The sequence below is a fragment of the Sphaerisporangium sp. NBC_01403 genome, from assembly GCF_045040145.1.
GTDB classification, from domain to species: Bacteria; Actinomycetota; Actinomycetes; order Streptosporangiales; family Streptosporangiaceae; genus Sphaerisporangium; species Sphaerisporangium viridialbum.
The window spans coordinates 119524-133996 of record NZ_CP109534.1 but is presented as its reverse complement, the minus strand read 5'-3'; the positions used below and the strand labels follow the sequence as shown (position 1 = coordinate 133996).

The 14473-nt window shown below is 71.4% G+C and carries 12 protein-coding genes; 6 read left to right on the top strand and 6 right to left on the bottom strand.

Going from position 1 to position 14473, the window contains the following annotated elements; all coding sequences use genetic code 11:
- Positions 1 to 199: 199 nt before the first annotated feature.
- A complete protein-coding gene (locus OG589_RS00505) occupies positions 200 to 970 on the top strand; it encodes an SAM-dependent methyltransferase (RefSeq protein WP_405145182.1) in 771 nt (256 codons plus the stop codon).
- On the opposite strand, the gene OG589_RS00500 is transcribed toward OG589_RS00505, so the two are convergent.
- Positions 913 to 1872: a winged helix-turn-helix transcriptional regulator gene (locus tag OG589_RS00500; RefSeq protein WP_405145181.1), complete on the bottom strand. Its 960-nt coding sequence runs from the start codon at positions 1870 to 1872 to the stop codon at positions 913 to 915. The two genes, OG589_RS00505 and OG589_RS00500, sit on opposite strands and share 58 nt — an antisense overlap.
- A gap of 63 nt (positions 1873 to 1935) precedes the next feature.
- On the opposite strand from OG589_RS00500, the gene OG589_RS00495 reads away from it, so the two are divergent.
- From OG589_RS00495 to OG589_RS00485, 3 genes are read left to right on the top strand one after another with little or no spacing between them, the layout of a single operon-like run.
- Positions 1936 to 2754 (top strand): ABC transporter permease, encoded by an 819-nt coding sequence (locus OG589_RS00495; protein ID WP_405145180.1) that lies wholly within the window; start codon positions 1936 to 1938, stop codon positions 2752 to 2754.
- Between the two features lie 2 nt (positions 2755 to 2756).
- Positions 2757 to 3722: an ABC transporter ATP-binding protein gene (locus tag OG589_RS00490; protein WP_405145179.1), complete on the top strand. Its 966-nt coding sequence runs from the start codon at positions 2757 to 2759 to the stop codon at positions 3720 to 3722.
- Entirely contained in the window at positions 3719 to 4681 is a 963-nt protein-coding gene (locus OG589_RS00485; RefSeq protein WP_405145178.1) for an ABC transporter permease, read from the top strand. The genes OG589_RS00490 and OG589_RS00485 overlap by 4 nt, the downstream gene beginning before the upstream one ends.
- 27 nt (positions 4682 to 4708) lie before the next feature.
- Here the strand turns inward: OG589_RS00485 and OG589_RS00480 are convergent, their stop codons facing one another.
- Together OG589_RS00480 and OG589_RS00475 are read right to left on the bottom strand one after the other, a co-directional pair.
- Positions 4709 to 5011, bottom strand: a complete 303-nt coding sequence (locus OG589_RS00480) for an MTH1187 family thiamine-binding protein (protein ID WP_405145177.1) — start codon at positions 5009 to 5011, stop codon at positions 4709 to 4711.
- The gene (locus OG589_RS00475) at positions 5008 to 6303 is read right to left on the bottom strand and encodes a cryptochrome/photolyase family protein (protein ID WP_405145176.1); all 1296 of its coding nucleotides are present in this window, start codon (positions 6301 to 6303) and stop codon (positions 5008 to 5010) included. Before OG589_RS00475 ends, OG589_RS00480 begins: the two co-directional genes overlap by 4 nt.
- Positions 6304 to 6407: 104 nt before the next feature.
- Here OG589_RS00475 and OG589_RS00470 point away from each other — a divergent pair, with 104 nt between their 5' ends.
- Entirely contained in the window at positions 6408 to 7508 is a 1101-nt protein-coding gene (locus OG589_RS00470; protein ID WP_405145175.1) for a MerR family transcriptional regulator, read from the top strand.
- 146 nt (positions 7509 to 7654) lie between these two features.
- Positions 7655 to 8179, top strand: coding sequence for an RNA polymerase sigma factor (locus OG589_RS00465; RefSeq protein ID WP_405145174.1), 525 nt, complete (start codon positions 7655 to 7657; stop codon positions 8177 to 8179).
- 69 nt (positions 8180 to 8248) lie between these two features.
- Here OG589_RS00465 and treZ read toward each other — a convergent pair whose 3' ends face one another.
- The 3 genes from treZ to glgX form a co-directional block, all read right to left on the bottom strand.
- Positions 8249 to 9973, bottom strand: a complete 1725-nt coding sequence (gene treZ, locus OG589_RS00460) for a malto-oligosyltrehalose trehalohydrolase (protein ID WP_405145173.1) — start codon at positions 9971 to 9973, stop codon at positions 8249 to 8251.
- Positions 9974 to 10039: 66 nt separating this feature from the next.
- On the bottom strand, positions 10040 to 12310 hold the full coding sequence (treY, locus tag OG589_RS00455; RefSeq protein ID WP_405145172.1) for a malto-oligosyltrehalose synthase: 2271 nt from the start codon (positions 12308 to 12310) through the stop codon (positions 10040 to 10042).
- 42 nt (positions 12311 to 12352) lie between these two features.
- The gene (gene glgX, locus OG589_RS00450) at positions 12353 to 14458 is read right to left on the bottom strand and encodes a glycogen debranching protein GlgX (protein WP_405145171.1); all 2106 of its coding nucleotides are present in this window, start codon (positions 14456 to 14458) and stop codon (positions 12353 to 12355) included.
- Positions 14459 to 14473 lie beyond the last annotated feature (15 nt).

Genomic DNA, 14473 nt, shown 5'->3' with positions numbered 1-14473 from the left:
CGAGGGGGCGCCACGGCCGATGGTACTCAGCCCTTCCGAGCGCGAGCCGTCGCGTCCACGTACCCCTGGTGTCCGGAGCCATACGTTCCGAGCATTTGGGCCGATTTGAAAGGACTCTTTCCGGTACGCTCGAAGGTGCTGGACCACACGCATCCGGGGGGCCCGTGCGGACGGCGTCGGCGCGAGTCTGGAGGACGCGGTGATCGGTGAGGCCCCGGGCGGTGTCGACGTCCACACGGCGAACGCGTCCCGTATCTACGACTACATGCTCGGCGGCAAGGACAACTTCGCCGCGGACCGCGAGGCGGCAGAGCAGATCGTCAGGGTGTTCCCCGAGTCCCGCGACGGCGTCCGGCGCAACCGCGAGTTCCTCGGCAAGGTCGTCCGCTACCTGGCCGCCGAGGTCGGCATCCGCCAGTTCGTCGACATCGGCGCGGGCCTGCCCACCGCGAACAACGTCCACCAGGTGGCCCACTCCGTGGCTCCCGACGCCCGCACGGTGTACGTCGACAACGACCCGGTGGTGTGCGTGCACGGCCGGGCGCTGCTCGCGAAGACCGCCACCGTCGCCATGGTCAACGGCGACGTCCGCAAGCCGGAGGACATCCACGCGAAGGTCACCCAGACCGGGCTCGTCGACTGGAGCAGGCCGGTCGGCCTGCTGATGATGGCCGTGCTCCACTTCGTGGACGAGCCACAGGAGCACGTGGCCAAGCTGCGCGAGATGGTCGCGCCGGGCAGCTACCTGGGGATCACGCACCTCACCGTGACCGGCGAGCGCGGCGGCGACACCGAGCGGCTGCGCCAGATCTACTCCCGGGCGAACATGCCCGTGACGCCGCGGCCCGCCGAGGAGATCGCCCGCCTCTTCGGCGACTTCGAACCCGTGCCCAGCGCCCTGTTCATCCCGCCCTACCTGGTCGAACGATTCGGTTCCCTCGGCTCGGGCGGCGTGGCCCGCAAGCCCTGACCGGCGGCGACCTTCGCGGCCGCCTCCCGCGCCTCGGCGACGGCGGCCGGGATGTCGAGCACCGGGTAGATCACGTGGCGGATCACCCGTGCGGGATCCACGACCAGGATCAGGCGCTTGAGCCTGAGCGCCTGGCCCGCCCGGAACGTGGGCAGCCTTAGCGCCGCCGCCATGCGCAGGTCCATGTCCGAGAGCAGCGGAAACGTGATGCCCTCCGCCGTCGCGAAGGCGGCCTGCTCGTCGGGGCGCTGGGTGCTGACGCCGTGGATCGCGACGCCTTCGGCGGCGAAGCCGGGGGCGGCGTCACGGAACAGCCGGTTCTCCAGGGTGCAGCCGACCGCGCCCGGCACCTGCCCCCAGTAGGGGGGCAGCGGCGCGGGAATCCCCGTCGCCGGGTAGGTGAACAGCACGGTCGCCCGCGAGCTCCCCACCACGTCCATGGGCGAGCCGGTCACGGCGTCACCGCCCGCGGGGCCTGCCGAGGGCAGGACGAGCGGAGCGGGGATCTCCATCCCTCGCAGGGCCTGGACCCGCCCGGCCTCGGCGCTCTCAGGGGCCGCGCTTCCGGTGAGCGAGCCGTCGGCCAGCAGCCACCGGTCGGCCCAGTCCTGCATGGAGATCAGCACGGGGGCGAGCGCCCATCCGGTCTCGGTGAGCACGTACTCGTGCCGTACGGGCCCCGTCTGGTACGGCTGCCGCCTGAGGACATCATGCTCGACCAGGTGCCCGAGCCGCTCGGTGAGCACCTTGCGCGAGATGCCCAGCTCGGCGAGCAGCTCCTCGAAGCGGTGGTGGCCGCGCGTGACCTCGCGCACGACGAGCAGGCTCCACCAGTCGCCGATGACGGCCGCGGCCTGCGCGATCGCGCACTGGAGGTCCCGCTCGCGAAGTTCCCGTGCCATGGGCTCACTTTACGCTCGTGTCCGTCTCTGATAGAAACTTGTCAGTCCCTAAAGGAGACTTACATGCTCACCTCCACACTTTCCGTGAACGTCGCCTGGTCGACCTTCCACAGGACCTGGTCGGTCACCCGGCGCGCCTACCCCTGGTCGTACTTCGTCGGCACCCTGATGCTCGGCGTCTTCACCGTCGGCCTGGCGTACCTCGGGCTTGCGGCCATCGGCGGGGGCCGGGTGGCGGGTGACTTCGTCGCCGCGACCGGGTCGGCGGACTACCTCGGCTACATCACCGTCGGCGCGGCGGCGTTCATGTTCACCACCCACGGCATCCTGTGGGTCGCCAAGGCGCTCATCCAGGAGCAGCGGGAGGGCACGCTCGGGGCGCTGCTCGTCGCGCCCGCGAGCCGCCTGCCCTACCTGCTGGGCTTCGCCGCGTTCGCCTTCACCGCCATCGCCCTGGAGGTCGCGGTCCTGCTCGTGTGCGCCTACGCCCTCGGGGTACGTCCGGCGGCTTCCGGCGCGCCGGAAGCCGAGGCGGCCGTCCTCGCCCTGGGCGTGGCGGTGTTCGGGATGTCGATGGTGCTGAGCGCCCTCATGATCACGGCAGGCGAGGCCCACATCACGCAGAACACCGTGTTCCTCGCCATCGCCCTGCTGTCGGGGTTCACCTTTCCCCGCCAGTACCTGCCCGGCGTCTTCCAGTGGCTCGGCGAGCTGGTGCCCACGACGGCGGCCATGGACGTCATCAGGGGAGTCTTCACCACGGGCGGCGGCCTCGTACCCGGCCGGCTGGCCGTCGCCCTCGGCCTCGGCCTGATCTACACCGTCGCGGGCCTGTTGTGGCTGCCCCGCGCCGAGCGGCACGCGATGGAGAGGAGCTACTGACGATGATCAGGACAGCGGGACTGCGCAAGGAATTCCGCGCCGGCCGCGCCACCAAGGTGGCGGTGGACGGGCTCACGCTGGAGATCCCGCCCGGGCGGGTGACGGGCCTGCTCGGCCTGAACGGCGCGGGCAAGACCACCACGATCAAGATCCTGGCCACGCTGCTGCGCCAGACCGGCGGCACCGTGCGGGTGGACGGCCTCGACCCGCTGAAGGACCCGAACGCCGTGCGCAGGAGGATCAACCTCATCGCGGGCGGCGAGCGCATGGTCTACGCCCGGATGACCGGCCGGGAGAACCTCTGGTACTTCGGCCAGCTCTACGACGTCCCGCGTACCGCGCTCGACGCCCGCATCGCCGAGCTCCTCGCCCTGGTCGGCCTGACCGGCGCGGCGGACACGATGGTGGAGCGCTACTCGCGAGGCATGGCCCAGCGGCTGTCCATCGCCCGGGGGCTGATCAACGATCCGGCCTACCTGCTGCTCGACGAGCCCACCCTCGGCCTGGACGCGCCGATCGCCCGTGACCTGCGGCGCGTGGTCGCCCGGCTCGCCGCGGAGGGCAAGGGCGTCCTGCTCACCTCCCACTACCTGGCCGAGGTGGAGGAGCTGTGCGAGCACGTGTACGTGATCGGCGACGGCAGGCACCTCACCTCGGGAAGCCCGGCCGAGCTGACGGCCCAGACCGGCTGCCACCGCACCGTACGGGTCACGGTGTCCGACCCGTCGCCGGAGGTGGAGAGCGCCGTCAGGTCCTTCGCCGACCGGCTCGGCGCGGTCGCCGGGCTGGAACGGGCCGAGGACGGGGCCCTGGTCGTCTCCCTCAGCCATCCCGGCGACATCGCCGGTCCGCTCACCATGGCCATCGTCGGCGCGGGCGGCACCCTGGGCGGTCTGGAGGTCGCCGACCCCTCACTGGAGGACGCGATCCTCGCCCTCAACGACGCCGCTGGGCTGGTCACCGCGTGAGGTCGCCGAAGCCGCACGAAGTCCTGCTGTACGGCATGCACCGCGAAGGCGTGAACCGGCCCGGCCGGGTGCCCCTGCCTCCTGACCTGCCGGCGAACGACGGCTCCACGCGGCGCGTCCCAAGGAAGGACGGGGCCATGCGGCACGCGGCCAAGGTGTTCAGGGCTGAGGCGCTCAAGCAGCACCGCCGGGTCTTCGGCAGCAAGCTGGTCGTCTTCTCGATGGTGCTCTGGCCGCTGATGCAGCTCGCGGCGACGTACTACACCGTCCGCCCGCTCGCCGCCACACCGGGCATCGCCGAACGCTGGCCGCTGGCGGCCGACCCGCAGCGCCTGCTGGCGTTCCTGGCCACCGGCGCGCTCGGGTTCACGTTCTTCTTCTCGCTCGTGCAGTCGGCCTGGCATTTCTCCTTCGAGCGGGTGACCGGCACGCTGGAGCTGCTGTTCCTCTCGCCCGCCAACCGGTTCGCGATCGTCGTCGCCAACGGGTTCGGCGCGCTGGTGCCGAACGCCTGGCTGTTCGCCTGCTTCATGGTCGCCCTGTTCACCGCGCTGGACGTCGTGCACGTCGCCCACCCGGCGATGTACGCCGTGGTCTTCCTCGCCCTGCTGGTGCCCGCCGTCGCCTGGGGCGCGTTCCTCAACAGCCTGCTGATCTTCTCGAGGGACTCCGCGTTCCTCTACACGCTGCTGGACGACCCGATGTGGTTCGCCAGCGGAGTGCGGCTGCCGCTGTTCGCGCTGCCAGGCTGGGTACGGGCGTTCGGCTCGGCCCTCCCGCTCACCGGCAGCCTGGTCGTGGTCAGGGGCGCGCTCCTCGACGGGCGGACGCTCGGCGAACTCACCCCCGACCTGCTGGGGCTGGCCGTGCTGACGGGGCTCCTGGTGCTCGCGTCCGTCGCGGCCCTGCGGCTCGGCGAGGCCAGGGCACAGCGCACAGGACAGCTCCGGCTTTTCTGACGACGGCGGCTCTTCCGTCGGCGGAGGTCAGGGCTGGGGGTTGGCGAGGTGGCGTTCGAGGGACTCGACCTTGGAGGTCATGGCGTCGTCCACGCCCTCGCGCAGGTCGGCCTTGAGCACCAGGCTGACGCGGGGGGCGACCTCGGCGACGGCCTCGACGGCGCGCTTCACGACGTCCATGACCTCGTCCCACCCGCCCTCGACCGTGGTGAACATGGCGTCGGTGCTGTTCGGCAGGCCGCTCTCGCGGACCACGCGGACCGCTCTTGCCACGGGCTCGGCCACGGCCTCGCCCACGCCGAGCGGGGTGACGGAGAATGCGACGATCATCTGTCCATTGTCCACGAGGGGACGAGCGGGGGTGGATAGCCCGGCACCTTCGGCGAGGCCTTCCACGGCTCGTGGATCAGCGGGGCCGGCAGCCCGGCCAGCTCGGGGACGTACCTGCGCACGTACGCGCCGTCCGCGTCGAACCTGTGCGCCTGGCGCAGGGGGTTGAGCACGCGGTTCGGCCTGGTGTCGTTGCCCGTGCCCGCGACCCACTGCCAGTTGCCCCAGTTGTTCGGGATGTCCCCGTCCAGCAGCAGCTCGGCGAAGTGCTCCCCGCCCACCCGCCAGTGGATCATCAGCCGCTTGGTCAGGAAGGAGCCGACGATCATGCGGGCGCGGTTGTGCATCCAGCCCTCGGCGAGGAGCTGGCGCATCCCGGCGTCCACGATCGGCACCCCGGTCATGCCCTCCCGCCAGGCCTGGGCGGCGTCCTCGTCGTCGTTCCAGTGGGTCCTCCTCGGCCGGTAGTCGCGTCGCGGCAGGTCGGGGAAGGCCAGCGCGACCTGATGGTAGAAGTCGCGCCAGCAGAGCTGCCTGACGAAGTCGTCGGCGCCGACGTGGTCCATGGCCCGGGCGGCCACCTCGGACGGCGACACGCAGCCGAACCGGAGATACGGGCTCAGCATGGAGGTCTGGTCCTCCGCCAGCGCGTCGTGCCCCTCGGCGTAGTCGGCCAGGCAGAGCTTCAGCCACAGGTCCAGGCGCCGCCGGGCCGCGGTCTCGCCGCCGCGCAGGTTCCCGTACGGCTTGCGCGGCCGTACGGGCAGCTCCCCCGGTTCGATGCCGTCGGGCAGCGGGACCAGCTTCGGCGGCCCGAGCACCGGCCGGTGACGCGCGCTCGACCAGGCCCGCCAGTAGGGGGTGAACACGCGGTAGTGATCCCCACCGGCGGGCACCAGCTCGCCGGACGGCACGACGGTCACGCCCGGAAACAGCCGGAAGTCCAGCCGGTGGGCCTCGCACTCCTTCGCGAGGCGCCGCTCGCGCGCGCGGGCGTACGCGCTGACGTCCGCCGAGGCGTAGATCGCCGACGCCCGGAGCCCGGTCGCGAGCCGGACGGCCTCGGCCACGGGGTCGCCCCGGCGGACCACCAGGTCGCCTCCGAGATCGCGGAGTGACGACCTCAGGTCCGCAAGGGCCTCGGCCAGGAAGCCCTGGCGGTGGTGTCCGCGTATCGCGGTGTCCAGGACGAACAGGGGGACGACCGAGCGTGCGCGGGCGCACGCCTCGGCCAGCGCCGGGTGGTCGTGCACCCGCAGATCCCTGGTGAGCAGCACGATGACGGTGTCCACACCTAGGTCTTCGAAGGTCGCGGGCGAGCGGTTGCGTCCGGCGGCGGGTAGCTTGCGAAGAAATCAGCGAGAGGGGAAGCGCGGCCGGACGTACGAGCCGAGGCGTGATCGTCCGGGGCGGTCCGGGCGGGTGCCGTCACCTGGCAGGCTGTTACCTCGACGGGCGGGCCCGCGAGCAGGGGCCGGAGCAGAGCGAGATGGACGAGCGCACAGGTGAGATGACCGGCGAGCCGGTCGACGAGGGGCCGAGTTACGGCATCGGCGCCGTCGCCCGGCGGCTCGGCGTGCCCGCTCCCACCCTGCGCACCTGGAACCTCCGCTACGGCATCGGGCCGAGCCACCGCAGCCCCGGCGGGCACCGGCGCTACGACGCGGCCGACCTGCTGCGCCTTGAGGAGATGAACCGCCTGATCAGGGCCGGGCTGCCGCCCGCCGAGGCCGCCCAGGCGGCCCTGAGGCCGCGGGCCGAGGCCACGGAGGTGACGGTCTCGGGGCGGGCGAGGCCGGAGGAGCCTGGAGGGCCCGCCGAGGCGCCGGTCCTCGCGCGACCTTCGCAAAGAGTGGACCAGGCGGTGCCCGAGACGGGCGCCGGGCGGGTTCCGAGCGCCGCGGTCCTCGCCAGGGCGGCGCTGAACCTCGACGGTGACGCCGTGGTCACCGGCCTCACCTCGGCCTTCGATGAGCGTGGGGTCGCCTGGACGTGGGAGCGGCTGGTCCTGCCGGTTTTCGACACGATCACCAGGCGGCAGGAGGCGACGGGCTTCGGCGTCGAGATCGAGCACCTGTTCTCCGAGCGGCTGCTGAGCGCGCTGAGCGAGCGCACCGGCAGGCCCGCCCGTCCCTCGCATCCCCGCGTCGTCCTGCTGGCCTGCGCGGAGGACGAGCAGCACAGCCTGCCGGTGTACGCGCTCGCCGCGACGCTGACCACGACCGAGGGCCTTGAGACGCGCGTCCTCGGTCCGCGCACGCCCCACGCCGCGCTGGCGGACGCCATGCGCCGCCTCGGGCCGCTGGTGGTCTTCGTCTGGTCGCAGCTCGACGCCACGGGCGATCCCGCGCCGCTCCGGGCGCTGCCGGCGCTCCGGCCGGCGAGCCGGATCATCGTGGGCGGCCCCGGCTGGTGGGACGAGCGCCTTCCCGCCGGGGTAGGCCGGGTGACCTCCCTTCAGGACGCCGTGGCCCAGGTACGCGCCACGCTTCGCTAGATCCTTACTCCCTGCCGCCGGCTCCGTTCGCCGATCGTTCTTGACCCGGCCCGGCCCTCGTTTTGGACGTCCTTGGGTTGCACTGTGCCCGCTCACCGGGCTATGAATAGGTTTTGAGTAAGTTTTCTAGCCCCGAGGAGGGTCCAATGACGGGCACACTGGGCATCCGTCTGGCGAGCGGTGATGACACCGCCCTCGCGGAGTGCTACCGGACGTACGGGTCACTGGTCGCGGCCTACCTGCGCAGGCTCGTCCCCGCGCAGGACATCGAGGACGTGCGGCAGGTGGTCTTCTCAGAGGTGTGGCGCTCGCGGCACCGCTACGATCCGAGCCGGAGCCTTCCGGCCTGGCTGCTCGGCATCACCCGCAAGCGCGCCATCGACCACCTGCGGGTGCGGGTGCTCACGACCGTCCCGCTGGACAGCGTGTCGGAGCCCAGGGGCGGCGACGGCCGCGATCTGGCTGACGTGCTCGGCAGGCGTGACCAGGTCCAGCGGGCGCTGGCGGTGCTGCCCGAGCCGCAGCGCGAGGCGATCGAGCTCGCCTACTACGGCGAGCTCACCCAGCGGGAGATCGCCGAGCGGCTCGACGTGCCGCTCGGCACCGTGAAGGCCCGCACCGCACGCGGCCTGCACCGCCTGTCGACGATGCTGTCCCCGATCGCGGCGTGAACGGCGTCGAAGGCGTGTGAGACGGGAACGGTGTGAGCCCGCGGGCTCACGCCGTATGGTCCGTGACGGTCAGGCCGGCCGGATCACGGCCAGCGAGTGCGGCGGCAGGGACAGGCCGTCGCCGGTCAGCGCGACCTTCGGGTCGGAGGCGATCAGCACCGTGCCCGGCGCGAGCTCCACGGTCACCGGCGAGTCGCCGAGGTTGGCGGCCACGCGGAACGAGCCCCGGTGGACGACGATCCAGCGGTCCTCCTCGCCGAAGTCGACGGACACGCGGTCGAGCCGGGGGTCGGCGAGGTCGGGGATGGTCTTCCTGAGCCTGATCAGGTCGCGGTACCAGCCGAGCAGCTCCTCGTGGACCGGCGACGACAGCTCGCTCCAGTCGAGCTTCGAGCGGTGGAACGTCGCCTCGTCCTGCGGGTCGGGCGCCGTCGTACCCCAGTCGTCGTAGCCGAAGCCGACGAACTCCCGCTCCCTGCGCTCGCTCTCGCCCTGCGCGAGGTGCGGCTCCACGTGGTCGGTGAAGAACAGGAACGGCGTGCTCGCCCCCCACTCCTCCCCCATGAACAGCATCGGGGTGAACGGCGAGGTCAGCAGCAGGCCGGCCCCGACCTTGAGCGCCTCGGGCGAGAGCCGGTCGCCCATCGCCCGGTTGCCGATCTGGTCGTGGTTCTGCAGCGAGCACACGAAGCGGTAGCCGGGGACGCGGTGCCGGTCGACCGGGCGTCCGTGCGTGCGCCCCCGGAACGTGGAGTACGTGCCGTCGTGCAGGTAGGCCGAGGTGAGGACCTTGGCGAGCACCTCCATCGGCCCGAAGTCGCAGTAGTACCCGTGCCGCTCGCCGGTCAGGGCGGAGTGCAGGGCGTGGTGCACGTCGTCGTCCCAGGTGCCGGCCAGGCCGTAGCCCCCGGCCTCGCGCGGGGTGATCAGCCGGGGGTCGTTCATGTCGGACTCGGCGATCAGCGTCAGCGGCCGGCCGAGCGCGGCCGACAGCGCGTCCGTCTCCTCCGCCAGCTCCTCCAGGAAGTGCAGGGCCCGCTTGTCGTGCAGGGCGTGCACGGCGTCCAGGCGCAGCCCGTCGACGTGGTAGTCGCGCAGCCACTGCATGGCGTTGCCGATGAAGTAGCGGCGCACCTCGTCGGAGAGCTTGCCGTCCAGGTTGACCGCCTGCCCCCAGAACGAGGACGCGGACTCGTGGAGGTAGGGGCCGAACTGGGCGAGGAAGTTGCCGGACGGTCCGAGGTGGTTGTAGACCACGTCCAGCAGCACGCCGATGCCCGCACGGTGGCAGGCGTCCACGAACCGCTTGAGCCCGTCGGGCCCCCCGTACTCCTCGTGCACCGCGTAGAGGTCGACCCCGTCGTACCCCCAGTTGTGGCGGCCCGGCACCGGCGGCACGGGGAGCAGCTCCACGAAGTCGACGCCGAGCCCGGCGAGGTGGCCGAGCCTGCCCGCCGCCGCGTCGAAGGTGCCCTCCTTGGTGAACGTGCCGACGTGCAACTCGTAGATCACCGAGCCGGCCAGGTCGCGCCCGCGCCAGGCCTGGTCGCTCCAGGTGAAGCGGTCGTGCTCGTAGACCCGGCTCGGCCCGAAGACGCCGTACGGCTGCCGGCGCGTCCTCGGGTCGGGGAACGCCTCTCCGCCGTCGACGCTGAAGGCGTAGTCGGTGTCATGGGAGGCGCCGGGCACCTCCGCCGTCCACCAGCCGTCCTCCCGGCGGGCCATCTCGTGCCGGTGGGTCTTGTCGATCTCCACCTCGACATGGCCTGCCTTCGGTGCCCAGACCTCGAACATGTTCCTCCCCGCAGTGCTCCAGAACGGAGTGTCCCCGACCGACGTGGTGCCGATGACGGCCGCCCGCTATTCCCTTTCCAGCAACGCCACCGGATAACGCGCGAGCAGGTGGGCGAACGGGATGCGCCCGGTGTGCCGCGTGCCGGTGAGCACGTCGCGCCACCTGCCGGGAGGCAGGGTCAGCGTCTCGGCGCCCCAGCCGCCGCGCCGCTCCAGGCCGGCCGGGAACCGCGTGGCCACCGCCACGGCCTGGTCGCCCCTGGCGAACGCGATGACATGCTCGCGCCCCGCGCCCGCCTCGTCGGCTTCGAGCGGGATGTACGGCGCGGCGGGGTCGAGCTCGGCGCGCAACCGCAGCGCCGACGTGGTGACCTGGAGCTTGGCCGCGTCCCAGCTGTCGCCGCCCGGGGCCGTGAGGAGCGACCGCCGGTAGGCGAAGTCCACCGGCCGCCGGTTGTCGGGGTCGACCAGCGAGAAGTCGGTGGTCTCGCTGCCCTGGTAGACGTCGGGGATGCCCGGCATCATCAGCTGCACGAGCTTCTGGCCGAGGGAGTTCACCCGGGCGTACTTGTCGAGCCGCTCGGTGAACGCGGCGACCGAGGGCCCGCAGACGTCGATCGCCCGCGCGGCGAAGTCGCGGACGCCCTTCTCGTACGCGGTGTCCGGCGTCATCCAGGAGATGGTGGTCTTGGCCTCTCTGGCCGCCTTGTACAGGTAGTCGCTGAAGCGCTCGACGCTGATCGGCCAGGCCGCCATGAGGTTCTGCCAGGCGAGGTAGTCGAGCTTGGGGTCGAAGGAGACCTGCTCCGACCAGCCCGCCACCGCCTCCGCCCACTCGCCGGGAAGCTCGGACAGGACGGCGAGGCGGGCGCGGACGTCCTCCGAGCGCTTGGTGTCGTGCGTGGAGAGCGTGGTCATCGTGTACGGCGCCATGCCGGCGCAGAACGCGTGGAACTCCGCCGCCGAGACGCCGAAGCGGTCGGGCTCGCCGCCGACCTCGTTCAGGCAGGCCAGCGGGTACCAGCGGTACAGCGCGGTGTCCTCCACGCCCTTGGCCATGACCGGACCGCAGGTCTGCTGGAAGCGGGTGACGGTCTCGGCGGGGCCGGACAGGACCAGCTCGGCCGCCCTGGCCACCGCGTCGGGATCGGCGTGCCGGGCCGCCTCCGCGGCGGCCGCGCGGATCAGCCTCAGGGTCTCGGCCGCAGGCTCCTCGCCGGGGACCGTGTAGGCCCGGTAGACCGGCATCGCCGCGAGCAGCTCGACCATGGCCTCGCGCAGCTCGGGCACGTCCCGGGTGAGCCGGTCGACCTCCCCGCCAAAGAACTGCGCCAAGACCTGCTTTTTCGCCTCATAACGCACGATGTCGTAATCGGCGGGGAAAGCGGTGTGCTGGAGGAACGTGCCGACCAGCGGCCCGGCACCCGCCGGATCGACGAACAGCCGGGTGACCATGTTGAGCGCGTCGTACCCGGTCGTGCCGTCGCACGCCCAGTCGTCCGGCAGCCGCTCGTCGTCGATGAGGATCTTCTCCGCGACCGTCCACACCGGGGCCAGCTCGCGCAGCCGGGCCAGGTAGGCGCGCGGATCGGCCAGCCCGTCGGGATGGTCGACCCGCAGCCCGGTGATGACCCCCTCCGCCACCAGCGACAGGATCACCCGGTGGGTGGCGTCGAAGACCTCGGGGTCCTCGACGCGGAGCCCGATGAGGGACGACACGTCGAAGAACCGCCGGTAGCCGGGGCTCTCACGCCACGGCACCAGCCGGTAGAACTGGTCGTCCAGCCGCCCGCCGCTGCCCTGCCGTACGGGGAACTCGTGGTCGTAGTAGCGCAGCACGTCACCGTCGGCCACCACCTCGGCCTCGACGTCGGTGTCGCCGCCGAGCACGGGCATCGCGACCTTGCCGCCGGACCAGTCGAGGTCGAACCACCGCGCCGAGGGCGACTCGGGGCCGTCCTTCAGGACCTCCCAGAGCCGGGCGTTGGCCGACTCGGGGACGGGCACGGTCATGTGGTTCGGCACGATGTCGGCGATCAGGGGGAGTCCCCTGGCCGCGAGCTCGCGCAGGCCCGCGATGCCGCCGAACTCCTCCCTGACCTTCGAGTGGTCGGTCACGTCGTAGCCGTGGAGCGAGGCCGGCACCGCCTGCAGGATCGGCGAGAGGTAGAGGTGGCTCACCCCCAGCTCGGCGAGGTAGCCGACCAGGCCGGCCGCCTCCCCGAACCCGAAGTCCGGGGTGAGCTGCAGCCGGTAGGTCGCCGTGGGCTTCGCGGGAGCCGTGGGTTCGGCCGCCCCGGGCCCCACGGACGCCGCGGGCTTCACGGATTCGGTCACGTCGTGTCCTCCGAATGTCAGACGGGCATGCCCTGGAGCCGCTCAGGCACGGCGTAGCACCCGGACCGACCTACCCGCGACGGGCACCTCCTCACCCGCCCGGTACAGCTTGGAGTCGATCGTGATCGGCACCGCGGTGTCGATCTCGGGCACCCACACCTCGCCGAAGTCCTTCGGGATGGTGAACCGGATGATGTCGTGGTGGGCGTTGAACATCAGCAGGAACGAGTCGTCGACGACGCGGCGTCCCCGCCGGTCGGGCTCGGTGATGGCCTCGCCGTTGAGGAAGACGCAGAGCGACCTGGCGTAGCCGTTGTGCCAGTCGGCGTCGGCCATCTCCTGGCCGGACGGGGTGAGCCAGGCGATGTCGGTCAGCTCGTCGCCCGAGCCGCGCACCGCGCGCCCGAAGAAGAATCTCCTGCGCCGGAACACCGGGTGGTCGCGGCGGAGCCTGGCGAGCCGCTGGGTGAACTCCAGGAGCAGCCAGTTCTCGCGGACGTCCGACCAGTCGACCCAGCTGATCTCGTTGTCCTGGCAGTAGGCGTTGTTGTTGCCATCCTGCGTGCGGCCCAGCTCGTCGCCGTGGGAGAGCATCGGCACGCCCTGCGACAGGAACAGCGTGGCCAGGAAGTTGCGCTTCTGCTGCTCGCGCAACGCCTCGATCGCGCCGCCGGCCGGGCCCTCCTCGCCGCAGTTCCACGACCGGTTGTCGTCCGTGCCGTCGCGGTTGCCCTCGCCGTTCGCCTCGTTGTGCTTGTTGTTGTACGACACGAGGTCGCGCAGCGTGAAGCCGTCGTGGCAGGTGACGAAGTTGATCGACGCGGCGGGACGGCGGCTGTCGTCCTGGTAGAGGTCGCTGGATCCGGTGAGGCGCGAGGCGAACTCCGGCAGCGCGGCGGGTTCGCCCCGCCACATGTCGCGGATCGTGTCGCGGTAGCGGCCGTTCCACTCGGTCCACCTGGGCGGGAAGTTGCCCACCTGGTAGCCGCCCGGCCCGACGTCCCACGGCTCGGCGATGAGCTTGACCTGGCTGAGCACGGGGTCCTGCTGGACGAGGTCGAAGAAGGCCGACAGCCTGTCGACCTCGTGCAGCTCCCTGGCCAGGGTCGAGGCGAGGTCGAAGCGGAACCCGTCGACGTGCATCTCGATGACCCAGTAGCGCAGCGAGTCCATGATCATCTGGAGCGTGTGCGGCGAGCGCATCAGCAGGCTGTTGCCGGTGCCCGTCGTGTCCATGTAGTAGCGCTGGTCGTCGTCCACGAGCCGGTAGTAGGCCTCGTTGTCGATGCCGCGCATGCTGAGAGTGGGCCCGAGGTGGTTGCCCTCGGCCGTGTGGTTGTAGACGACGTCGAGGATGACCTCGATGTTCGCCTCGTGCAGGGCCTTCACCATGGCCTTGAACTCCAGCACCTGCCCGCCCCGCTCGCCCGAGCTGGAGTAGGCGTTGTGCGGCGCGAAGAAGCCGATGGTGTTGTAGCCCCAGTAGTTGGTCAGCCCGCGCTGCTCCAGCGTGTCGTCGGTGACGAACTGGTGCACCGGCATCAGCTCGACCGCCGTCACCCCGAGCCCCGTCAGGTGATCGATGATCTCGGGGTGCCCGAGCGCGGCGTAGGTGCCGCGGATGCGCTCGGGGATCCGGGGGTGCTGGATGGTCAGCCCCCGGACGTGCGCCTCGTAGATCACCGTGTCGTGGTACGGCGTCGCGGGCGGCCTGTCGTGCCCCCATCCGAAGAAGGGGTTGACCACGATGGACTTCGGCACGTACGCGGCCGAGTCGGTGTCCTCACGGCTGTCGGGGTCGCCGAAGCGGTAGCCGTAGACGGCCTGGTCCCACCGCACGCCGCCCTCGATCGCCTTGGCGTACGGGTCGAGGAGCAGCTTGTTCGGGTTGCAGCGCTGCCCGCGCGAGGGGTCGTACGGGCCGTGCACGCGGTAGCCGTACCGCTGGCCGGGCCCTATGCCCGGCAGGTATCCATGCCAGACGAACCCCTCGCACTCGGTGAGCGCGACGCGTTCCTCCTTGTGGTCGTCGTCGAAGAGGCAGAGCTCCACGCGCTCGCCGACCTCGGTATAGAGCGCGAAGTTCGTTCCCGCGCCGTCGTATGTAGCCCCGAGCGGATAGGGGTCGCCGGGCCAAGTTTCGATCATGTCACCACCCGGATA

Bases quoted from the DNA above. Each gene is read 5' to 3' on its own strand.
- OG589_RS00500 (WP_405145181.1), bottom strand. From the start codon at position 1,872: ATGGCACGGGAACTTCGCGAGCGGGACCTCCAGTGCGCGATCGCGCAG.
- OG589_RS00495 (WP_405145180.1), top strand. From the start codon at position 1,936: ATGCTCACCTCCACACTTTCCGTGAACGTCGCCTGGTCGACCTTCCAC.
- OG589_RS00490 (WP_405145179.1), top strand. From the start codon at position 2,757: ATGATCAGGACAGCGGGACTGCGCAAGGAATTCCGCGCCGGCCGCGCC.
- OG589_RS00480 (WP_405145177.1), bottom strand. From the start codon at position 5,011: ATGATCGTCGCATTCTCCGTCACCCCGCTCGGCGTGGGCGAGGCCGTG.
- OG589_RS00465 (WP_405145174.1), top strand. From the start codon at position 7,655: ATGACGGGCACACTGGGCATCCGTCTGGCGAGCGGTGATGACACCGCC.
- treZ (WP_405145173.1), bottom strand. From the start codon at position 9,973: ATGTTCGAGGTCTGGGCACCGAAGGCAGGCCATGTCGAGGTGGAGATC.
- glgX (WP_405145171.1), bottom strand. From the start codon at position 14,458: ATGATCGAAACTTGGCCCGGCGACCCCTATCCGCTCGGGGCTACATAC.